This is a genomic window from Sporanaerobacter sp. PP17-6a, assembly GCF_900095615.1.
In the GTDB taxonomy this organism is placed as follows: Bacteria; Bacillota; Clostridia; order Tissierellales; family Acidilutibacteraceae; genus Acidilutibacter; species Acidilutibacter cellobiosedens.
The window spans coordinates 1-24,478 of sequence record NZ_FMIF01000026.1 but is presented as its reverse complement, the minus strand read 5'-3'; the positions used below and the strand labels follow the sequence as shown (position 1 = coordinate 24,478).

Sequence of the window (24,478 nt, the reverse complement as noted above, 5' to 3'; positions counted from 1 at the left end):
CCTTTTATTAATCTACTTTTACAGCATTAAATTTACATGTATTTAAACAATTTCCGCATTTAATACATTTTTCATGATCAATTACATGAGTTTTCTTAACTTCGCCCGAAATCGCATGAACAGGGCAATTTCTAGCACAAGCAGTACATCCTACGCAGAACTGTGGATCTATATTATATGTCAGCAATGCAGTACATTTCTTTGCCGGACATTTTTTATCAACTATATGGGCAATATATTCATCTCTAAAATATCTGAGAGTTGTTAAAACAGGATTAGGTGCCGTCTGTCCAAGTCCGCACATTGAACCGTCTTTTACTGTAACGGCAAGATTTTCAAGTTCATCCAAATCATCAAGAGTTGCTTCTCCTTTAGTAATCTTCTCAAGTATCTCCAGCATCCTCTTAGTCCCGATTCTACAATAAATACATTTTCCGCAGGATTCCTTACAAGTAAAGTCAAGGAAAAATCTTGCCATGTCAACCATGCAGGTTGTTTCATCCATAACAACCATTCCGCCTGAACCGACAATAGCTCCGGTTTTGACGATATCCTCATATGTTACGGGAGTATCCAATAATTCCTTTGGAACGCATCCTCCTGAAGGGCCTCCCAATTGAACTGCCTTGAACTCCTTGTCTCCTTTTATTCCTCCGCCAATGCCGAATATTACTTCACGAAGAGTCATTCCCATAGGTACTTCTACAAGTCCGCCGTTTTTTATCTTTCCCGTAAGAGCAAATACCTTCGTTCCCTTGCTCTTTTCCGTACCCATTTCTGCGAATTTTTCAGGTCCGTGAAGCATTATCCAAGGTACGTTTGCATAAGTTTCAACATTATTAATATTTGTAGGCTTTTTCCAATAACCTGATTGAGCCGGGAAAGGTGGTTTCAACCTTGGCATTCCTCTTTCCCCTTCAAGGGATGCTATAAGGGCCGTTTCTTCTCCGCACACGAAAGCTCCCGCTCCCTTTTTAATCCTTATATCAAAATTAAAAGAAGAACCAAATATATTATTTCCGAGGTAATTTCTTTCTCTTGCCTGCTTCATGGCAATTTCCAATCTCTTAATTGCAAGGGGATATTCCGCACGGCAATATATAACCCCCTGATGTGAGCCTATGGAATATCCGGCAATAATCATACCTTCTATGACTCTGTGAGGATCTCCTTCCAATACGCTTCTATCCATAAAAGCTCCCGGATCTCCTTCATCTGCGTTACAAACTACATACTTTGTATCTCCTTTAGATTGACGAGCTGCATTCCATTTAAACCAAGTAGGAAAACCGGCTCCTCCTCTTCCTCTTAATCCCGAAATTTTAATTTCCTCTATTACTTCTTCAGGGCTCATGGATTTCAAAATTCTCTCTGCAGATGAATACCCTCCCTTTTCAATGTAATCATCTATGTTTTCCGGGTTTATCCTGCCGCAATTTTCAAGGGCAACTTTAACTTGTTTTTTAACATAACCTGCCGGTTCGTCACTGGTATATATTAATTTATCTTCAATCGGTTGTCCATTTTTCACATGCTTGTCTACTATTTCCCTTGCAAGTTTTTCATCAACAAATCCGTAACTGTAAGTCTTGCCCCCATCAACAACATCAACAATTGGTTCATAAAAACACATTCCAATACAGCCGGTAGGTTCTACAGAAATGTCAAGTTTTTCGTTAGAAACTTCGTCTTTTATTATATCAAGTAATTTTCCGCCTCCCGCAGCTATACCGCAACTGCCTAAACCAACCCTAATTTTCATTCTTTTCACCTTCTCTTTCCTTTTTGTATATATCTCTTATAATCTTTGTTGCTTTAGCAGGAGTCAGTTTACCATAAGCTTCTCCATTAATCATCATTACGGGTGCCAAACTACAGCAACCGAGGCAAGCAACATTCTCCAACGTAAAGATTCCATCCGGAGTAGTCTCTCCCGGAGTTATTTTTAATTCTTCACGTAATGCCCTGCTCACCTCATCAGAACCGTTAACATGACAGGCTGTCCCTTGGCATTGGAGTATCAAATATTTCCCAATAGGATTTAATCTGAATTGAGTATAAAATGTTGCTACTCCATATATTGTTGCTCTTTTAACCCCCGTTTCAGCCGATATATACTTTAAAACGCTTAAAGGCAAATAGCCGTATATATCTTGAGCTTTTTGTAAAATGCTGATGAGATTTCCCTTTTCATGACTTAATTCATTTAAAGTTTCATCTAAGAGCGAAAGATCTACTTGTTCATCTTTAAAATTCGCTTCCAGTTTTTTTTCGTCGCAGCAATTGCTCATTTTGATTCCTACCTTTCTTTTTATTTTTAAAATTTTTTTCATTATCTATTTAATAATTATAAAAACATTTCTCTTTGCATAAATTAAATATATTCCTACCTTACACATTCTATCACATTACATTCATCAGTTCAATAATATATATTTGCCCCTATATACATAAAAATGCAATTTTGGCTAAGCAAAATTGCATTTTTTAAAGGACACATTTAGATTTATATCTTCCTTCTAACTGTCTCTATAACTTCCCAATATTACCTCAATGAGATGTTCCCCTCCGTCATTTTGCAATAAAATATACTTTTCGGCAATTTTATTCCCGTCAATCATTATATAATTAACCCCTCTATTGACTTTATACGGATTTTTAATCATTATATTATAATGGGTATTTTTATATCTGTACTTAATAGTATATTTATCCCATTTCCTCGGTATACATGGATTTATATACAATCTGTTTCCTTCCTTTTTAAATCCCAATATATCTTCAAGTCCAACTTTGTACATCCACCCTGCCGATCCCGTATACCACGTCCATCCGCCTCTTCCTACATGAGGATTAACGTTATAGACATCTGCTGCCATAACATAAGGTTCAACTTTATAATTGGAACATTCTATGGCACTCCTTGAGTGGTTGATGGGGTTAATCATGTGAAAAAGCTCATAAGCTCTGTCTCCCTTTCCGGTTTTGGCAAAGGCACTTATTACCCATATTGCCCCGTGAGTATATTGTCCTCCGTTTTCTCTCACTCCGGGAACATAACTCTTTATATAACCGGGGTCTTCGGATATATTATCAAAAGGAGGAGTAAACAAAAGTATCATACCCTTATCTTCATTAATTAAATATTTTTCTAATGAATTTAGGGATTTTTCAATTCTGTCCCAATCTCCCATTCCCGATATTACTGCCCAAGATTGAGAGATAGAATCTATTATACACTCACTGCTTTCTTTTGACCCTATGGGAGTCCCGTCATCAAAGAAAGCTCTTAAATACCAATCTCCATCCCAGCAATTTTTTTCAATGGAATATTTAATATCATTAATAACTCCTTTGTACCGGCTGACTTTCTCCTTATCATTCATTTTTTCACATATAGGAATAAATTTCTCAAGTACCGATATAAGGAACCATCCAAGCCATACGCTTTCGCCCTTTCCTTTAAATCCTACTCTGTTCATACCGTCATTCCAGTCTCCCGAACCCATAAGAGGTAATCCTCTTTCTCCGAAGACAAGGGATTTCTCTATTGCTTTTACACAATGCTCATAGACGTTCTCTTCTACATTTGAAATATCAGGTATCTCATATCTTTCATATTCTTCTTCATTTAACGGCATACTTTCTATAAAATAAACTTTCTCATTTAAAATCTCATAATCTTCCGTAATCTTGACATATTCGGCTAATACATAAGGAAGCCATAAAAGATCATCTGAACATTTTGACCTTATTCCCTTGTGGACGTCAGAATAGGGATCCGGATGCCACCAGTGTTGTATATCCCCTTCCAAAAATTGGTGACGGCAATTTAATATAATTTGTTTTCTTGTTAACTCAGGAAACACATATATGCAGTTCATACTGTCCTGAATTTGATCTCTCGCTCCGTAGGCACCTCCAACCTGATAAAATCCTGCCCTTGCCCATAACCTGCAAGCAATGGTCTGATACAGAAGAAAATTATTCATAAGCAGATTCATGGATTCATCGGGAGTTTCTATCTGAATTTTAGTTAACAAATCCGTCCAAAAATATTTGGCTTTCTCCAGCATCATTTTAGAGTATCCAATGTCTTTATATTTGCTTATCGTCTCTCTTCCGCTCTTGACTCCCTTACTTTCACCAATTAAAAAAACCAATTCCTTTTCTTTTCCCGAGGGAACAGTTAAATCAATATTTATTACACAGCAAGGGTCCATGCCTATTCCTGCCATATTAGAAAAGCTGTCTCTTTTCATTCCTTCCGGATTTTCGAAGGAACCTGAACCAAGAAATTCTTTTCTATCTCCCGTGTAGCTTTTGATCTTCTCCGATGAACCCATATATAGGGTACTTCCTCTAAATTCACTATTAGTACTGTTTAGTGCATAAAATATCTCTTTTTTTTCATCCATATATGTTTCAACGTGCTTCCTTTCTTTGCCGTCTTCAACCCCTAAAACAGGTCTTGCGAAATATGCCAAGGATAATTTCCTTTCAAAAGGAGAATTGTTTTTAATCTTTATATAATTAATTTTTATATTGTCTTCCATGGAAACAAACATAGTCAAATTCTGCTCCATTCCATTGCTGTCATGATAAAAATTTGTATATCCCATTCCGTGGGAGATAATATAATCCTCATTTTCTCTTATAGGCCCAGGAGTTATATTCCATATATGCCCTGTTTCTTCATCCCTTATATATATGATCTCCCCCGACGGATCTTCTGCTAAATCATTGTACCAAGGTGTAAGTTTATTTTCTCTGCTGTTATCAGCCCAAGTAAAACTGCTTCCCCTTTCGCTTACTATAAATCCGAATTTGTCGTTGGAAATAACATTTATCCAAGGTAACGGAGTATTGATATCCTTATTTAATTTGATAATATATTCCCTTCCGTCTTGAGAGAAGCCTCCATAACCATTGAAAAATCTTAATTCTAAATTTTTATCCGAAGAATCATACTTTATCGGGTCTTTATTATATTTTTTATAAGGTATGCCAACCTTTTTGTAATTTTCCTTTATATATCCTACAGATGAATCTATCACAATATTTGCCCATTTATAAAAAAGCCCTTTATCCTGCAGAGGTATGTCATTGCCATTTTGTATAAATATTCCTCCTTGTATTTCTACAAAATTTCCTCTATATTCGTAGACCATATCTCTCACATTATCTAACAAAGGTTGATAATATGAGTTTCCATCTTCAATTAAAATCAGCAAATCAATTTTTATACCTTTAAATGTCCAATACTCATGAGCTCTTAAAATAGTTTTTAAGTTATCAATTCCGTCTACATTTTTGATAACTACCAATACCAAGGGAAGATCCCCTGAAATTCCGTAAGCCCATAATCCGTTCTGCCCTTTTTCATTTTTCCTTATTATTTCATCATATCTTCTTTTACTGTTGCCTTCCAGCAGTAAAATATCATTCAGAATATCCTGATACAGCCTAATTTCATTGGATTTCAAGTTTAAATATCCTATTTCCGTCTGACTTCTCGTATAAGCTAATTCCAGCGACCTTTCCATTTGTCCTTGGTCCGAATATTTTTTGCCGATATTTACGGCATTTTCTTTTGTATCGGTAATTCCGGTTAAAAAATAAATTGTTATACTTTCCTTTCCTTTTATCTTAACCCTTTTTCCTATACTCATAATGGGATCCAATACAACTCCGGCCGTATTCGTGAGTCCCTTAGATAAAGCATTGGGATATCTCAAATTTTTTCCTCTGCCAACAAAATTCAGCCTGTTGGTCTCATATTGAAAATTTTCTTCCGCATTTTCGTATATCTTTCCCATATGGTATACCCATACCTTTTCTTCATTTTTATTTCTCTTTCTTCTCTCTCCGAGAAGCATATGGATTTCTTCACATATCTCGGTTTTTATAAATAAATTGTTAAAAACCGAATGGGTAGTATCATTTTCTATCTTATCCCCGACTAATTCCAAATAGCTTGTTATTTCTATTAATGTATCTTCATTGCCGATATTCTTTATAGTAATTTTCCTGACTTCTCCTTCTTCTTCAGGAAGAAGAACTATTTCCGTTTTGGTTTCAATATCCCCGTCCAACCTATAAAAATCAACCTTATGATTTGAAAATTCCACCTTATACTTTTCGGGAATTACATTAGTCGGCTCATAGGTATTAGACCAGAATTTATTCCTTTTCAGGTCGGAAATATATACAAAATTCCCGTAACTTTTAGTTAAAAAATCTTCTCTCCATCTGTTTATATATATATCGCCTTTTTTTGAAAATCCGCTTCCTCTGTTCGTAATCATCAAAGAATAGTCTCCCGATGACAATACATGGCATTTGGTATAGGAAAGACTTCTTTCATCATACCTTCTTATAATATTCATCTCATTTTTCTTGGCTTTTTCTTCTGTACGAATAAGATTTTCGGTTTCCTTTGCCACAATAGCTCTTAAAGGTATTTTTTCCTGAAGAAACAGCTCTCCGCATTTCATCTCCGGATCTCGGTGAAATCTCTTAACCATGGAATTATCCTTCAAAAAATTGTCTATGGATACGAATATCATTCCCTGATGATGGGTCATATAACTTTTAACTACAGCTTTATCCATATTCATAGGAAGTCTGCTGTAAGTATAATCTATGGATTCAAAAAATCCGTATTCTCCTTCCAAGTTTTCCTCTATTAATTTTCTTATATTCTCTAACGCAGCCTCATAGTTTATGTTCAAAGACAGAATAGTAGAATAAGGGGATACTACGGTATCGTCCTTTAGTCCTCTTTTAAATCCCAAAAATGGAACTCCAAAGGCTTTATATTGGTAGTTCAAATTGGAATCAAAGGCAAAGAAACACGACTCGGATATTCCCCAAGGTATCTTTTTATCCGTTCCATAGTCTATATGAATTTTAACCGAAGTTTTATAGGTTTCATCCAAAAGCGTATTTTTGTAACTCTTTATTGTCAAAGCAGGCATCAAATATTCAAACATGGTTCCTGCCCAAGATGCTAAACTTCTGAACCCTTTTTTCACGACCAAAGGTCTCCCCAGTTTAAACCAATGGTCCGCGGGTACTTCTCCTCTCGATAAAGATATATAGCTGGCCGTTCTTGCTTCAGAAGCCAATAAATCGTAATAGGAATTTACAATCTTTTTATCCTCAACATTATATCCAACGGAAAATAAACATTTTTTGTTATCGTATAAAGGTTTGAATTTTGTTTCGGATATTAAATGTTCAATATTGTCTATCAAATTCTTACATCTTTCTATAAAATCCTCAGCATTGCATTTCAATCTAAAAAGGTCTTTATATGAATCACTTTCTGCTTCCTCTTCATTAATCAGTTCTTCATAATATTTAACTAATTCTGCAGGTTTTAACTCAAATGTATCTTCTATATCGCTGTCAGAAAAAAATTCGGTATATTCAGCTTTTAGATCTTTGATAAATCCTATAGAATTTTCTAACCACTTATCTTTTTTATTTTCATTATTATCTTTACAAACAATAAATTTATTTTCTATATCGGTTAATTCCTTTTCCCTTATCCTAGACACGGAGTTAAATTCATTCAAAATCAAATTTCTTACTTCATTATCCTCAATTAAAACCCCCGTATCAATAAAGCCGTCAATAATACTTCCTTCAAAAAACGGTCTGTTTAAATATTCCTTAATTCCCTCTTTCAGCACTATCAAATAAGCTACAAAATTTCCGCTGTCTACGGTCGAAATAAAATAAGGTCTTAAGGGTTTTAAATCCAAAGTTCCGTACCAATTATATAAATGGCCTTCCCACTTATCCATTTTGTTAATAGTATAAATAGTTTTTTCTATCAAATCGATCATATGTTTAGTACTTATATATCCAAAATCCCTTGCCGAAAGTACCGCTAAAAGATAAAATCCTATATTGGTCGGAGAAGTTCTGTAAGCCAATCCGTTATATGGATATTCCTGAAAATTATCCGGCGGAATAAAATTGTTTTCTTCATTTGTAAATTCTTCATAATAATTCCAAGTTTTTCGAGATATTCTCCTCAAGGTTCTTAAATCCCTTTCTGATATCATCTTTTTTTCGTCTTTATCTTCATTGCTTATTTTAAAAGCCGCTATGGGAGAAATAAACCACAAAAAGCTTATTATCAATCCTATCCATATATTATGGGGATTTAATATATAAACCAACGCTAAAGTCAATACGCTGATTAATACACCTTTATTCATCAGCTTAAAATAGCTTTTTATATCATTGGTAAGTTCTTTTTCTACATCAAAGGCTGTGGTCCATTGGATTAAGTTTTTCTTTGTAATAAAAACTCTGCACAAAGTTCTTATTATGGCATCAGCCATCATATAACTTTCATAAGGTAAAAACATGAATGAAAGTGTTCCTTGGTATATCAGCCCTTTCCATCCTGTAATTATATTTCCGTTAATTTTGATCATACTTATCCTGAAATTTCTATATAATATGGATTCTATAAATCCGATTATAAAGGGCATAAATAAAGAAATCAGACTTATTCCTATCCATATGTATTTATTCCCCGGGAAAATTATAATTCCCAATATCAAAGTCAGCATAGTGGCAATGGGAGAAATACTTCTTCTCATATTATCCCATATCTTCCATCGGGAAATAGCGTTTATTGACCTATCTCTGGAAAATAAAAATTTTATTAGCTGCCAATCTCCTCTTACCCATCTATGTTGCCTCATTATATAGGAATTATATTTCCATGGATATTCGTCTACCAATTCTATATCTGAAGCAAGGCCTGCTCTCAAATAAATTCCTTCTATTAAATCATGGCTTAAAATGCTGTTTTCCGGTATCTTATCCTTCAGACCCTGCTGAAACGCATTGAGATCATATATTCCCTTACCTGTAAATATTCCTTCTCCAAAAACATCCTGATATACATTGGATACGGATGTGGTATAAGGATCTATTCCTCCATGGCCTGCATAAATCCTTGTAAACAATGATTTATTTGCACTTTCCATATTTACTGTTATTCTCGGTTGAATAATTCCAAATCCTTCACGAACGATATCTCTATATTTATAGACTTCAGGGGAATTTAAAGGATGACTTATAGTCCCTACTAACTTCTTAACTCCTCCAATAGGGATTTTAGTATCAGCATCTAAAGTAACAACATATTTGATTTTTTCCATTAAATTTTCTACATTACCGGAAATAACATAAAATGTAGTGCCTTTTTTCCCTGAAATAAGGTTGTTAAATTCTACTAAAGCTCCTCTTTTTCTTTCCCATCCTGTCCATTTTTCTTCAGTTTTTGAATAAACTCTTTTTCTGTGAAAATAATAAAATATATTTTCATCTCCAGCATATTTTTCGTTAAGTTTATTAATCCATTTTAGTCCTTCTTCTGTTATCTCGTGATCATCTTCCATCTCTTCTTTTTCAGAATCCGCAAAATCTCCTATTATCCCAAAATAAATATTTTTCTCTTTATTAGACAGATAATGGGTTTCAAGATTTTCCGCAAGCTCTTTAACCCGTTTCTTATTGGTAATAAGAGTTGGAATAACCAAGAATGTTTTACATTTTTCGGGTATCCCTTCTTTAAATTCAATTTTAGGAAGAAGTTTCGGTTTGTATACTTTGGAATATATTTCATTAACAACTGCAGTTGAAATAGTCATAAAGGGAATAAATACAGTTAAAAATATAACTGCTCCCATACTCGTTCCATTTCTCAAATAACCGTATCTCGCCAATATACCACTCATAAGCAGAGATAATAATACAATCGGAATTATATAAAGAAATGAATTGTTCAAATACATAAGTGATGATTTTCCTGTATATCCTAAACTTTCAAATATTTTTTTTCTTCCTTTATCAAGTATATAATATCCAACGTGACTTTCTCTGCCCATATTTTTCTTGTCATTTTCTTCTTTCGCCAATTCTATAGCTTTTCTTGCTATAAAAGTCTCCTGAGTATTTAATTTTTCGGCTAATTTTTCTACCTGATATCTATAATAATTTTTGGATTCTTTATCCATATTTTGATATACTTCCATAGGGTCTTCCTTTAATATTTTTTCTACAACGCATAATGATTCAAATATGTAATTCCAATCCAAGTTCGATATGGATTTCATACTTGTTATTCCATTCCCTATGGATATTTTCATATGGCCTTGTTTTTTATATTCTTTCTCCAATACTGTTTTTATATCTGTCCCCAGATAAGTAATCTTCTTCTCCAACAAATTTGCATACAAATTTCCATCTTCTTTTTCTTTTTTCACTCTTTTAAGAAGATGTTCAATAAAGGAGGTATTTACCTTTCCATACTTATCTATATACTTTTCAATTTCATCTATATCACTTAATGGTACTTCTTCTGCTTCCTTCCACACTCTTTGAGTCTCGTCTATTTTTATTGAAATATTTCTTACATATTCCATAAGCGCAAAAGTAAACATAAGAGATAAAGCTGATATTTCCTTTATGGAAAGAATGGTTTCTCTTTGATAAAAATTTATGAATTTAATAATGTTCTCCTCTGTAATTATTCCTTCAGAATGGGATATCAGCTCTAAAGCTACCCTGTACACTCTTGGATAGCCCTTAAGAGGCCCTGCAGTTAAAGTTCTGAGTTTGAATTTTTTTTCTCTTTCAAGATTTTGTCTGACCATTTTATATTGAAGTTCAACAATATAGAAATTGTCCAAAAGCCATTCGGAGGCTTTTGGCAATTCTCTTTTTTTATTAAACTCTTCATTCAGATTTAAATATATGTCCTCAATATCTTCAAAATTTCTATCTAATCTATTGAGCAGACAATATTTAACATCCATACTCTTTTCCCCTACATCTATTCTTCCGATTTCCCTCGCATGTTTAAAAAGTTCTTCATTATTTAACAATACATCTGCCACTTCAATATATTCTTTGTTATCCTTTCTTAAATAAATAACAATGTATATGATAAGCAATAACAAAGTAGCAAAATACATGAAAAAAAGCTGCCACATGAATATTTCTTCCTCCCAAACAAAATATTATCTTTTGTCTTCCAAAAGTCTTTTAATTTTTTCATAGTAGAAATCCGATATTTCTTCTGCAAATTCTTCGGTACTACCTTCAGCATATAAATTAAAAGTAGGTTTCTCAATATCAGGAAGTATTAATGCCCAACCGTTTTTATCTAAAAACCTTACTCCTTCAAACATCTCCAGTTGCTGCTTTTTATCTTCCGACAAAAGTCTTACAATCTTCCCTTTATCTTCCCACTTGCATGGTATTTCTTTCTTTATAAAATGAAAATCCGGTATCTCTGAGGCAATATCTTTCAACTTTATATTTTTATAGGATACATAATCTATTATTTTCCCTGCAGCAAATAGAGCATCAAAACTTAATATATATTGGAAATGCGAATCATCTTTTTCCATTTCCTTCATTATCTCAGACACATTCGTTTTTGTTATAGATATACTTCCTCCGTAATTTTCCGCCAATGAAACAGCTGTCCTTGGAAAATTATAAGGAATGACTATGTTTTTAATCTTCTTAGTTTCCAATCCTATCAAAAAAGTAAGGAAATTATATTTTTCGTCTTTTATAAAATTTCCTTCGTGGTCAATTAAAATAATATTTTCCCCATTCTGGAAAACTATTATACCCATATCTCCCTTTACAGATATAATTTTTTCTTTTATCTCCTTTAATTCTTCTTCTAATATGGAAACAGTATTACAGCCTATATTCTTTAAATATTTCTCTGCCAAATCAATAATATATTTTGATTTTGAGCCTATAACGATTTTAGGCCTTTTCTCCTTTATTGATGAAATATGATCAAGAATCTCCTCTCCGTATTTTAGATAAAGAGACGAAAAATTTGAAATTTCAATTATATCCTTTATTTTGTCCCCATTTGTTCTATTAAAATCTCCGATAGAAAATTCATTTTCAATTTTTCTTTCTTGAGTTCTGTCAATATTTTTCCCTTTATCATCAAAAAACTCTATTGATATTGTGTCTGAATTTGAATCTCCGCAGCTTACAAAAATACCTCCGTCTCCTTTAAGGTAATTGACAGCATATCTTACCATGGGAACAGTTCCTACACGAATATCCACCATTCTTCCTCCTGCGGAAACTACTCCCGAATTTAATGCATTTTTTATGATTTGAGATGAATCTTTCTCATCGGAAGCTATGACAAATAAACTTTTTCCTTGATATAATGAAGCAAATACTCCTCCCAATTTTGACGAAAACTCCGTTGTTATATCCTGATTAAATATTCCGGATACGCCTCTTTTCCCAAATATATTTTTAGAAACACCGGTACCCCAGATCAAATCATTTTTAACAACCATATCCCTTTCAACTCTTTTTTCAGGCCATACTTTAACATTAGATTTTATAACAGCGTTATCCTTAATTATGGATGAAGTGCCTATTACCGAATTTTCAAATATCCTTACTCTATCGGATATCCTCACACCATCACACAAGACCGATTTTCTTATCTCGGCATTGTTACATATATGGACATTCTTCCATAGGATACTCTTCTTAACAGATGTATTTTCGCCTAAGTAGCAATTATCCCCTATTACGGTACAACCATAAATCTTTGAATCCTTCTTTACTATAGTATTTTTTCCTATATAAACAGGAGGAAACAGTTGAGCGCCTTCTTCAACTATTGTTCCCCTGCCTATCCATATGCCTTTTTTTACTTCTTCGGCATCCTCTACAGGAAAAACTTTTTTCTCCAAAAAATCAACGTGAGTATTCATATAAGAATGTAAATCTCCGACATCACACCAATAATCCGAAGTTATATATCCATACATTGGAATACCATCTTTAAGCAAACGAGGAAACAAATCCTTGCCGAAATCAAAATTTTCTCCGGCCTTATAATAATTCATTACTTCCGGTTCAAGAATATATATTCCCGTATTGATAGTATCGCTGAATACTTCTCCCCAACCGGGTTTTTCTAAAAACTTCTTTATCCTCCCATCTTCGCCGGTAATTACTACACCATATTCTAAAGGTATGGGCTCTTTTTTTAAAATTAAAGTAGCTTTTGAATTATTTTCCTTATGGAATTTTACGGCCTTGGTTATATCAATATTTGTAAAGGCATCTCCACTTATTACTAAAAACGTGCTGTCTAAAAATCCTTTAGCATTTTTTACACTTCCTCCAGTTCCGAGAGGGACATCTTCTATAAAATAACTCATATGAACCCCATATTTTTCTCCTTCGTTGAAATATTCCGTTATTTCGTTGGGTAAATAATGAAGAGTCACAGCTATATCATAAATATTGTGACTTTTCAAAAGTTTAATTATATATTCCATAACGGGTTTATTAAATATAGGAACCATAGGTTTTGGAATTTGACATGTAAGAGGTCTGAGCCGAGTTCCTTTTCCTCCGGACATTATTACTGCTTTAATTTTTATCACTCCCATCTTATTCATATAAGAAATATTCTTTGATAGAAAGCAAAAATCTATTCATGAAAAAGAAAAAACCTTGGAATATACCAAGGTTCTAAATCAAAACTATTTTTTGAATTATCCATCATAATATAGGTGGCTCTCACCGTACCGCACTGGCGGCTCTGCCGAACAAGAATATTTCCCATTATTTAAACACATCAGTTTCCAAAATATAATTGATAAAAATGGCTTTTCTTATCTATGAGATCTTCAAATCTTCCATTTTCAACTATTTCTCCATTTTCTAAAACAATAATATCATCATATTTTTCTAAAATATTTTTATCTAGTCTATGGGTAACTGTAATTAATGTTATATCTTTTTCTAAAATATTATTTTCAACTATATTATAATTTTTACCATCTAACGCAGATGTGGCTTCATCTAAAATAAAAATTTGTTTACCCTCTACTACGGATCTAGCAATACCAATCCTTTGTTTTTCACCCCCAGAAAGTTCTGAAACAGTTCTATCTATTTCAGTATCTAATTTATTAGGTAGACTCTGTATTTTCTTGTATATATTTGCAAATTCTAATACTTCTGTTAGTTTCAATTTTGTATTTGATTTAAAATAACTTAAATTATCTCTAATTGTTCCTTGGAAAAAGGATACACTTTGTGGAACATATGAAATATTGTCATATACACTATTTATATTTATAGTTCTCAATTCTAACCCATCTACAAAGATATCCCCGGAATAGTCGTAATAATATCCCAATATACTCTTCACTAACGAGCTTTTACCGCTCCCGCTCCCACCTACTATAGCATATTTTTTACCAATTTCAAAAGTATAGTTAACATTTTTTAAAATTGGTTTATTGATAGTTAAAAAGTAATTTTTAAATTCTATACCTTTATTAATATTGTTCAGTTCTACTAATTCATCTTTCTTATATTCTTCGTTATTGAATTTTTGAATGATTTTTTTACTGCCTTTAATATTTGAAAAATTGCTACTAATTGTACTGAGAGGAGCTGTAATATTACTGGATATAAAAGTTATAGCAAAAACTTCACCTACTGTTAGAATACCGTGAATAGATAAAAACATGCCGATTAATAATGCCCCCATCATTACAAAAATCGAAGTTATGGCTGCAATATTGGATACAATCCCCAAAAAATTATATGCATTTCTTTTTGTAGTTAAAGCTGCTTCATTGATTTCATTATGTCTAAACTTTATAGAATCCTCTGCATTATAAGTTTTTATTACATCATAACCTTCTAATAGTTCATTTAGATTCATAGTGTAATTAGATATACCGACACTATAGTTTGAAAATTTTTCTGATAGCTTTTTTGTAAAAAGGTTTGGTATTAATATAGGGATGAAACTAGCAATAATTATAAATATAGTGATTCCCACATTAATTTGTATTACAAACACTATAGCTATTATCAGCTTAATCACATGATTATAGGTAAGCCTTACGGGGTTAAAAAATTGTTCTTCTAATAATTTTACATCATTAATAAGTGAAGAGCTATATTCTCCACAATCCTTTTCAATAAATTTATATAATGGTTTCTTACCTATTTCATTAAAGATACCAAGCCTAGTTCTCTTTAAAGTTTCAAAATAATATTTTTGCTCAAATACATTGGCTAAAAATTGAAATGCCAATAAAAGTGCAAGAGTTAGAGTTATTTTAATAGCATAATCTTTAAAATCATTAGTTGATCCGCTGATTCCAATATCAAATGCAGTTCCTAAATCCTTGCTTAAAATGTTTACAAAAATTGCCGTAAATATGTATAATATCGTAAGTCCAAGTATCTTTAAGGGACTATGAAAAAGTGCTTTCAGAACTACATTGTTTCTTTTCTTCATCGTTTTCCCCTTCCTTGCTATCTTGGATTAGATTGTAAAAATATGTGTCTTTCTTAAGCAATTCATCATATAAACCGTGTTCCGCTATTTCTCCATCTTTAAAAACTATAATATCATCATATTTATATAGATTATCGTTAGGTCTATGGCTAATCATTATTATAGTCTTATCAATGTCCAAAATATTCTTTTCAATTTCCATAGAATTTTTATTATCAAGTGCAGAAAAACTTTCATCTAATAAGAAAATAGATTTATCTGATAGTAACGCCCTAGCCAATGAAATTCTCTGCTTTTCTCCTCCTGAAAAATTCTTTCCGCCTTCCTCTATATATGTATCGATACCATTAGGTAGGCTTTTTATTAATCCATCAAGTCCTGAAAATTTAACGGCTTTATTTATCTCATCATCTGTATATTTATTTGAGAATAAAGTTATATTATCCTTTAAGGTTCCACTCATTATGAACACTTTCTGTTGAATATATGCCATTTGTTTCCAAAGTGAGCTGTTTTTAATTGTTTTCAGCTCCATATCATTAAAAAATATCTGACCGTCATAAGTTTTATCAATGTACTCTTACCGCTGCCGCTGCCACCAAAAATTGCATATTTATATCCTTTATTAAATGTAAAATTAATATTTTTTAAAACTTGTGTATCATTATAGGAAAAACTTAGATTTTTAACATCTATTCTTTCAATATCATCAATATCGTCTAATGAATCTTCAAAATCATTTCCCTCATTTAAAAAAGTATCTACTTTTTCTTTAACATTTTTACTTGCATTGATTTTTTCATAATAGTCCAGTATGGATGATACAGGGTTACCTATATTATTTGCATATCCAAACAAGGCTGTAGCTGCAGAAACTTCTATTAATTTAGCTACAACATCATTTACAAAGACTATCAAAGCTCCAACTTTTAAAAAATAAATTACAACAGCTGCCAAAACAAAGTTTATTGCACCTAGGAATTTTTCATTATATCTGGTATCCTCCAATTTAAAAACATCATCTTTAAATTTTTCTTGAAATATAGTATGTTTATTGCTTGTTGTGATTTCTTCCATACCATAGATATATTCATTAGTTTTATCATTGTATCGAGTCATTGCCTTTGAACTATTAAGCCCAGCTATACCAATTTTTTTCTTAAGTAAAAAAGGTTGTATTAGAGAAGGTATGGTCAATAGCAAAATAATAAATACATACTTTAAATCAATTTTTGCAATAAAAAATATCATAACCAAAATTTGAATTACTTCTCCAATAATATTGATTAAACTCATATAGTATTCATTTTCTAGAACATCAATATCATTTACAATCATGGAAGAATAGTATACATTATCCTTCTCATAGAAACTATTATAGTTTAAATCAAGTAATTTGCTCACCATATCTCCTCTCAAAGATTTTGAAACTTTATAAAGAAGATATCTTTCAATAAAAGATATGGTGATCACAAAAATCAACATCCCTAAAAGCATTAACATAACTTGAATGGTAACAACTTTTCCTTGAGCAAGATCATTATTTAATGCAATATCTGTTATCCAAGAATATGAAGTAAATATTAAAGTTAGAAAAGCATAGGTCACAAGGGAAAATATCCCATATATAAATAGAAGTAATTTGTTTTTTCTTAAATAGTTAGCCATTGGAACCTCCTTAATAAAATATCTATTATATCTTTTTTATGCTAATTTTATTTTTTGGCTTTTTACTAATACATACTTTTGTAGTTTTATACTCAACAGATTTAGTTTTTGTATTTTGTAGCGAAATAACATCGACTGGATATTCAAATCTCGTTTTAGTTTTAAGACTTATTAAATTTTATTAATTATGTCTATATTTAAAAATTTAATGAAAAATAGCACTTATATTTTGCATGATATCTTTTCCGTTAAACTAATATACTCTTCAAATCCAACTAACTCATGATGTTATATTAATAATACTATAGAAATTATAATGAGTAAAGAAATTTCCGCAATTTTTTTACTTATCATAATTTTAAAAAAATTCTTTTTGTGCCCCTTTTTAGCGAAATATTAATATATTTAGTAAACGAATTTTTTTAAAATAAATTTTGACGGTAAAAATTTTATCTTTTTACCGTCATGAATAATTCAGGTTATTTTTTAATTCTATCCATAATCTTTTTTTCAATAAGGGATATGTTCTCATTCGAATGGTTTTCGCTTTTACCTGTAGAATAAATATATATTTTGATTTTGGGTTCCGTTCCCGAAGGCCTTATCGCATACCAGCTGCCGTCATCAAATTTATATTTAAGTACATTTGATTTTGGCATATGAGTTTCCTCTACAGTCCCTTTCTCTAAGTTTTTAATCTCTCCATTTAAATAATCCATAGTCATAATGAGTTTTTTGTCTCCGATTTGAGTAATGGGATTTTCTCTGATTTCTTTCATTATACTTTCAAATCTTTCTTTACCTTCCAATCCTTCCAATACTATAGATATCAGTTTTTCTTTGTAATATCCAAATTCCCTATATAACTCTTCCAACACATCCAGCAAGGTTTTGCCTTCTTTTTTATAATAAGCGGCCATCTCTGATATAAGCATGGAAGAAATAACTCCGTCTTTATCTCTTACCATCGTTCCATACACATATCCTATACTCTCCTCAAACCCAAATATAAAAGTATGTTCCTTAGTTATATCAAATTCGTTGGCTTTGCTGCATATATGTTTAAACCCCGTTAAAGTTTCTATGGTTTCCACATTGTACTTCTCTGAAATTCTTCTGCTTAAATCTCCCGTAACTATTGATTTTACTATCACTCCATTTTGAGGAATTGTATTTTTCCTACTTCGTGATGATAAAATATAGTTTACCAAAAGAGCTCCTGTTTGATTTCCGTTCAAAAATACATATTCTCCCTCTTTATTTTTAACCATGCATGCAACCCTGTCACAATCAGGATCTGTTGCTATTAATATATCTCCGTCTACTTCTTTACCCAATTTTTGAGCGTAATCGAATACCTTGGGATTCTCAGGATTGGGATAACCGACTGTAGTAAAGTCAGAGTCAGGATTCTCCTGTTCCGGCACTACAAATATATTTTTAAATTCTCTCTCTTTTAATACTTCTCTTACAGGTCTGTTGCCGGTGCCGTTTAACGGAGTATATATAATATTTATATTTTTATCTATATTGTCATTAAGAAACAATCTTAATACATTTTCTATGTATTCATCTTCTACTTCCTTCCCTATTATATTTAAAAGTCCTTTACCCAGGGCTTCTTCCTTACTCATAGTCTTAATATCTTTAAAACTTTTTATAGCCTTAATATTTTTTAGTATTTTCTCGGCTATATTATCAAGTATTTGAGAGCCTTCTTTCCAATATACCTTATACCCATTGTAATCCTTAGGATTATGACTTGCCGTAATGACTATTCCGGATAATGTCTTAAGTCTCCTTATTGCAAAGGAAAGTTCCGGCGTAGGAGCTATATCCTCAAATAGATATACTTTGATTCCGTTAGCGGCTAAAACCAAAGAGGCTTCTGTTGCAAAATCTTTAGAATAATGTCTGATATCATAGGCTATTGCAACTCCCATTTTTTTTGCTTCTTCCCCAAAGCCAGCTATAGTATCCGCTAATCCTTGAGTTGCTAAAGATACGGTATATTTATTCATTCTATTTGTTCCGGCTCCGATTTTTCCCCTAAGTCCTGCAGTTCCAAAACTTAAATCCGTATAAAACCGATCTTCTATTTCCTTAGCATTATCTTTAATAGATAAAAGTTCTTCTTTGGTATCTTTATCAAAATAATCTTCTTTTAACCATGATTTATACTTATCTATGTAATTCAAAATAATGCCCTCCTTTATTTTAATTTCCATTTAAAAAATTTAAAACATTTTGCACTTGAACCATTACCCCATAAACAAGGCAATCTTCATCTATATCAAATTTAGGGGTATGATTTCTATATACAATATTTTTTTCCTCATTTTTAGAACCAAGAAGGAAAAAACCTCCGCTGCATTTTTCCGAGAAAAATGAAAAATCCTCCACCCCGAAACTGGGATATTTTATTTTTATCACATTTTTCTTTTCAAGAAATCCTTCTCCGCTTTGCTTTATGATATCTACCATTTTATCATCATTAATCAAAGCATTATAACTTTTTCTCCTTTTGATTTCTCCTTTTCCTCCCATACTTTCAGCTACTTTCTCAACTATATTTTTAATTCTTTCTATAGTCCTTTCTCTCGTCTCCTCATCTAATGTCCTAACTATTCCTTCAATTTCAACTCTATCAGCTATAATATTACCTGCATATCCTCCATTAATAACTCCGAGAGAAATTACTCCTGAATTCCTGGGATCGGTATTTCTGCTTATGATAGTTTGAATTGCGGTTATTACATAAGCAGCAATAGCTATAGCATCTACTCCCAAATCAGGATATGCTCCGTGGCTGTTTTTACCTTCTATTATTATTTTAATCATATCCGATGCAGCATTCATTTGACCGTATCTTATTCCTATCTGTCCCGCATCCAATCCGTTATCTACATGAAGTCCAAATATTCCGTCTACCTTTGGGTTTTCCAATACTCCTTGTTCTATCATGGGCTTTGCACCGCCTGTCGTTTCTTCGGCAGGTTGAAAAAATAATTTAACATTTCCTTTTAGTTCATCCTTTATATCGTTTAATATTCTGCTCACTCCCAATAATATGGCACTATGAGCGTCATGGCCGCAAGCATGCATCTTTCCTTCAACTTTTGATTTGTATAAAACATCATTTTTCTCCTTTATGGGAAGGGCATCCATATCTGCTCTTAAAGCAACAGTTTTTCCTCCTTCCTTTCCTCTTATAATTCCTACAACTCCTGTGTTGGCAACTATTCTATATTCTATACCGATTTCTTTTAAATTTTCTATTATTTTATCTCTGGTCCTGTATTCTTCAAACCCTAACTCCGGGTGCATATGAAAATCTCTTCTTATACCTATGACCCAATCCTTTATATCCATAGCTCTGCTCTTTATATCCATATTATGCCTCCATATAATTATTCTTTTTTCACAATAATTATTATAATATTTTACCTTTCAAATTCATACAGCAGTTTTTAAAATCTCATATTATTATATCCGCTCCTGTAGCATCAACGCTAAGTTGCCACAATTTATCGGCTATTTCTTTGTCGTGGGAGAGATTTGAAGTCCTTTTTATTTTCTTTCTTATAAAATATTTTCCCGTAATTTTCTCGACCTCTGGAGAACATGCTAAATATACTAAGGTCTCACAACCTTTTTCCGGCGGTATAGCAAAGGGATTTTTCAATCTCCTTATAAACTTACCATTACCATTTTCCCTATTAATTCCTATTTCTGTCCTTACAAGTCCGGGATGGAGGGCATTAACAGAAACTCCTTTATCGGCCAACTTTTCTGAAAGGCTTTCGGTAAAAAATATAACTGCTAATTTTGATTGGGTATAGGCTTTATATTTGGAATATCCCCTATTAAAGTTAATATCACCAAAATTAATTTTTCCGTATTTATGCATAGCCGATGAAACGTTTATTATCCTTGAAGGTGTACTTTTAATTAACAAGTCCAGCATAAGATTTGTAAGAAGAAATTGACTTAAATAATTCACTTGAAACTGCATCTCATATCCGTCTTCTGTTATCTTTCGTTCCAGCTGATTCATTCCGGCGTTATTAATGAGAACATCCAGCCTCCCATTCCGCTCTTTAAATTCTTTAGCAGCTCTTCTTATACTTTTAAAACTGCTCAAATCACATAATATATATTCTATCCTATTATTGCCCGTTTTTCTTACTATATCCTCAACTGCTCTTTTTACTTTTTCTTCATTTCGAGAAAATATGACTATCTTCCCGCCTTCTTCTGCCAACTTTATTGCAGCAGCCTTTCCAATGCCTCCGCTTCCTCCAGTAATAATTGTCACCTTATTTTTATTCACAATAATCCCTCCAATAAAGGGTAGTAAATAAAAGGTAAAATTACCTAACGAATAAAATTCATAGATAGTTTCCCTTCTGCCTCCGGTTCCTTAACTCTTCCCTTTCCGTTTTCAACTAATTTCATAAGCCATGCCATATTTTTCCCGAGAACTCTCATTATCTGCATACCCTCTTTATCTCGTAAAACCTCTCCGGGCTCTTCCCCATAAATAACATTCCAATAATTTGAAGCCGGCATTAACATCTCCGAATATCCAATATAATTATTTAATTGGTTAAAGGTCGGCATCCCGCCACAGCGCCTTACCGCAACAACCGATGCTCCGACCTTATGTCTCAACATCCTGTTATTCCCACCTGCAACATAAAAAGTTCTGTCCAAAAAGCATTTCATAGTACCTGCAATTGATGAATAATAAACGGGAGAACCTAAAAGTATCCCATCTGCTCCTTTCATCTTTTGAATACATTCATTTACTCCGTCATCAGGAAGAATACACTTTTCGTCCTTGTTTTTTCTGCATTTCTCACAGCCAATACATCCTCTGATTGGTTTTCCGCCTATATGAACTATTTCCGTTTCTATGCCTTCCTTTTCAAGCTCTTCCAAAACCATTTTTATTGCATAATAAGTATTTCCCTTCTCATTAGGGCTTCCGTTAAAAGCCACAACTTTCATTTATTTTACCTCCTCTTTAATAAATACTTTCTAAATCTTTTATTTTCCCATATTCTCTATATGTTCGAAAAGCTTAGGAGTTATATCGGGATAAGTTAAATCCTTTGGGAGTTTATCAAATGAGTTTACTTCCTCCATTTCACTCTCAGGCATATTACCTAATTTAACAATGTCGGCAAAGAAAACCATTCCATTTGCCCCGGATATCTCATCCCCTGCCCAATAATCAAAAACCGGCTTTATAGAAAATTCAATTGCTCCGGATTCCTCAAATAATTCACGTTTTGCGGCATCTAAGGGCTCTTCCTCTTTTTCTATATGTCCTCCTTGAGTTTCCCAGGAATTTCTGCCTTTGTGTCTGCTCAGAAGCCATTTTCCCTTAAACCGAGATATAATCACAACAAATTTATAACTTTTAAGCTCATTTAATTTATGTATCATACATTGCATAATTTCATCCTTCTTTTTTGCCATAATATTATCCAATTAATTATATCATAAAATAAAAATCATAACATTACCTGAATCGGCAAAACCCAAGGCGATAAAAAATGACACCATGCTTTATCATATTAACATGATGCCATTTTTTATCATAGTAAGTTAGTATCGAAGAAAATGTTTATTCTATTTTCTTTGCTATTTTTTTTACTTCTTCATATGGTAATCCCGTTATATATACTATTTGTTCTAACTTCATATCCATTTTAACTAATTTTCTTGCTACTTCTATCTTACTCTGTCTTGTTCCCAGTTCCAACCCTTTCTCCATTCCTTTTAAAAGTTCTCTTTCTTCTCCTTCTTTTCTGAGCTTTTCGACTAAAGTCATCACTACCTCACTCTCTTCCGGATAAGTACTTTCAATCCAATCCATTAATATATTATTTCAACATAAACTCCGATTAACTTTGCTGACTTTTCAGAAATAACAAAAATCTTAAAACAGCAACTTCTTTGATTATTTATCATTTTAATAAACTCTTTCAAACAAACTGCCTGGCAATTGGGACGAACATCCTTTTTATCGGGATGAATTATTTTTTGGCATTGATATAAATAAGTCGGCAGTACTTTAGTACTTTGATATATTTGTTTAAGTTACAGGATATAACCCGCTGCGACGAATGCATTTTCCCCCGTCATCTGTTTTCAACCATTCAATTATTTTACGTGCTGCATGATCTTTAGGCAAATCTTTTCTTACGACCGCATAATAATTTGAAACTAAAGGGTAGGTGCCATCTTTAATGGTTTCCGAAGTAGCGGGGATGCCTTCATAATTTAAGATTCTCAATTTTTCACCGATACCCGTCATTCCGTCTACGTTTTGCAAATAGTGATACAAAGTATAGCCCAATCCAAAACATTTCTTTTCAGAGACATTATGATAAAAAGCCACTTGTTCCAGCAAACCATCCATAGTAAGTTCCACAAAATTCTCCTTGACCCGTTCATTCATAGGCTGCCCTTTTAAAATCAGGTTGTCAAGCTGAGATTGACTGCCGCTGTCTGCATTCCTGCATAAGGGTATCAGTTCCTTGTCCGGTCCTCCTATTTCTTTCCAGTTATCTATTGCATAATCAATATAAATGCTGCGTACCTGTTCTTCAGTAATATTTTGTGCCGTATTATCCTTACTTGTAATGAAAATCAAAGCTTCTGTCGATACGGGAAAAAATTCCAACTTCACCTTTTGAGTTTCCGCCTCTTTTAAAATATCCTGAGAAGCATAAGGAACAAATATCATATCTACTTCTCCGGCAATTAATTTTTTATAGGAAGGTACCGTTTTTGATGGGGTTTGAGGTAAATTCAACCACTCTTCTCCTTCTCCGGTTGATACAACCATAGTTTTGTAGATCTCCTGTACAAGAGGCAGGGTAGAAGTTGAACCGTCTATAGAAGGGTAATTTTCCGATGTGAGTCCAAGCTCTAAACCTGTATTACTAACAGCTATGCCTTCTTCTGATGGCTTTATCGATTGGGTATCTTCATCTTCTTTACAGCCAGCTAATAATAAAGATAGCATAAATAAGATACATAGAAATATTCCATACCGCTTTCTCATTATATCCTCTCCTCATAAATAATTTAACTTCAACAAACATCATATCTATTTTTAAAAGTCATATTTATAAAAAAGCTTTCTATTAAAATTATAAATAAATGATGCCTTTTTTGAAACCCATTTTACGGAAAATTTATATTAAGAAAATCTTGATTTTCCTATGAGTTATAAAAAAGGCCGTATATAAAATTAGCATATATACGGCCTTTTTCAATGTTTTTAAATAAAAAACGCAAAAAGGACAAATGAAACGTCCGAGACCAGTGAAAAAGTCCGATTTTTTAATTTTTTATATCTACAAATCCACATTTTTGCTGGAGTAATTTTTAAAAATAACGACTTTATCAGTGGTCTTGAAACGT

The 24,478-nt window shown here is 32.6% G+C and carries 12 protein-coding genes and 1 pseudogene; all 13 read right to left on the bottom strand.

Annotated features, from left to right (window positions below):
- Positions 1 to 7: 7 nt before the first annotated feature.
- The 13 genes and pseudogenes from PP176A_RS10725 to PP176A_RS10665 all read right to left on the bottom strand — a co-directional run bounded on the left by PP176A_RS10725 (position 8) and on the right by PP176A_RS10665 (position 24,116).
- Complete coding sequence (locus tag PP176A_RS10725; protein ID WP_071140474.1) at positions 8 to 1,762, bottom strand: NADH-quinone oxidoreductase subunit NuoF; 1,755 nt, start codon at positions 1,760 to 1,762, stop codon at positions 8 to 10.
- Positions 1,752 to 2,291, bottom strand: coding sequence for an NADH-quinone oxidoreductase subunit NuoE (nuoE, locus tag PP176A_RS10720; protein ID WP_071140538.1), 540 nt, complete (start codon positions 2,289 to 2,291; stop codon positions 1,752 to 1,754). The genes PP176A_RS10725 and nuoE overlap by 11 nt, the downstream gene beginning before the upstream one ends.
- 228 nt (positions 2,292 to 2,519) lie before the next feature.
- A complete protein-coding gene (locus PP176A_RS10715) occupies positions 2,520 to 11,027 on the bottom strand; it encodes a GH36-type glycosyl hydrolase domain-containing protein (protein ID WP_071140473.1) in 8,508 nt (2,835 codons plus the stop codon).
- A gap of 27 nt (positions 11,028 to 11,054) precedes the next feature.
- On the bottom strand, positions 11,055 to 13,502 hold the full coding sequence (locus PP176A_RS10710; protein ID WP_083381916.1) for a sugar phosphate nucleotidyltransferase: 2,448 nt from the start codon (positions 13,500 to 13,502) through the stop codon (positions 11,055 to 11,057).
- Between the two features lie 179 nt (positions 13,503 to 13,681).
- Positions 13,682 to 15,367: an ATP-binding cassette domain-containing protein gene (locus PP176A_RS10705; RefSeq protein WP_071140472.1), complete on the bottom strand. Its 1,686-nt coding sequence runs from the start codon at positions 15,365 to 15,367 to the stop codon at positions 13,682 to 13,684.
- Positions 15,324 to 16,444 (bottom strand): annotated as a pseudogene (locus PP176A_RS16530) (ATP-binding cassette domain-containing protein). The gene PP176A_RS10705 and the pseudogene PP176A_RS16530 overlap by 44 nt, the downstream one beginning before the upstream one ends.
- Before the next feature lie 1,070 nt (positions 16,445 to 17,514).
- The gene (locus PP176A_RS10695) at positions 17,515 to 19,233 is read right to left on the bottom strand and encodes a phospho-sugar mutase (protein ID WP_071140471.1); all 1,719 of its coding nucleotides are present in this window, start codon (positions 19,231 to 19,233) and stop codon (positions 17,515 to 17,517) included.
- Positions 19,234 to 19,252: 19 nt separating this feature from the next.
- Positions 19,253 to 20,428 (bottom strand): M20 metallopeptidase family protein, encoded by a 1,176-nt coding sequence (locus tag PP176A_RS10690; protein WP_071140470.1) that lies wholly within the window; start codon positions 20,426 to 20,428, stop codon positions 19,253 to 19,255.
- A gap of 85 nt (positions 20,429 to 20,513) precedes the next feature.
- Complete coding sequence (locus tag PP176A_RS10685) at positions 20,514 to 21,368, bottom strand: SDR family oxidoreductase (protein ID WP_071140469.1); 855 nt, start codon at positions 21,366 to 21,368, stop codon at positions 20,514 to 20,516.
- A 44-nt stretch (positions 21,369 to 21,412) separates the two neighbouring features.
- Positions 21,413 to 22,048 carry a flavodoxin family protein gene (locus PP176A_RS10680; RefSeq protein WP_071140468.1) on the bottom strand — a complete coding sequence of 212 codons (636 nt, stop codon included), beginning with the start codon at positions 22,046 to 22,048 and terminating at the stop codon, positions 21,413 to 21,415.
- Between the two features lie 39 nt (positions 22,049 to 22,087).
- On the bottom strand, positions 22,088 to 22,498 hold the full coding sequence (locus tag PP176A_RS10675; protein ID WP_071140467.1) for an NUDIX hydrolase: 411 nt from the start codon (positions 22,496 to 22,498) through the stop codon (positions 22,088 to 22,090).
- Positions 22,499 to 22,670: 172 nt separating this feature from the next.
- Positions 22,671 to 22,922, bottom strand: a complete 252-nt coding sequence (locus PP176A_RS10670; RefSeq protein WP_071140466.1) for a hypothetical protein — start codon at positions 22,920 to 22,922, stop codon at positions 22,671 to 22,673.
- A 219-nt stretch (positions 22,923 to 23,141) separates the two neighbouring features.
- Positions 23,142 to 24,116 carry a PstS family phosphate ABC transporter substrate-binding protein gene (locus tag PP176A_RS10665; RefSeq protein ID WP_071140465.1) on the bottom strand — a complete coding sequence of 325 codons (975 nt, stop codon included), beginning with the start codon at positions 24,114 to 24,116 and terminating at the stop codon, positions 23,142 to 23,144.
- Positions 24,117 to 24,478 lie beyond the last annotated feature (362 nt).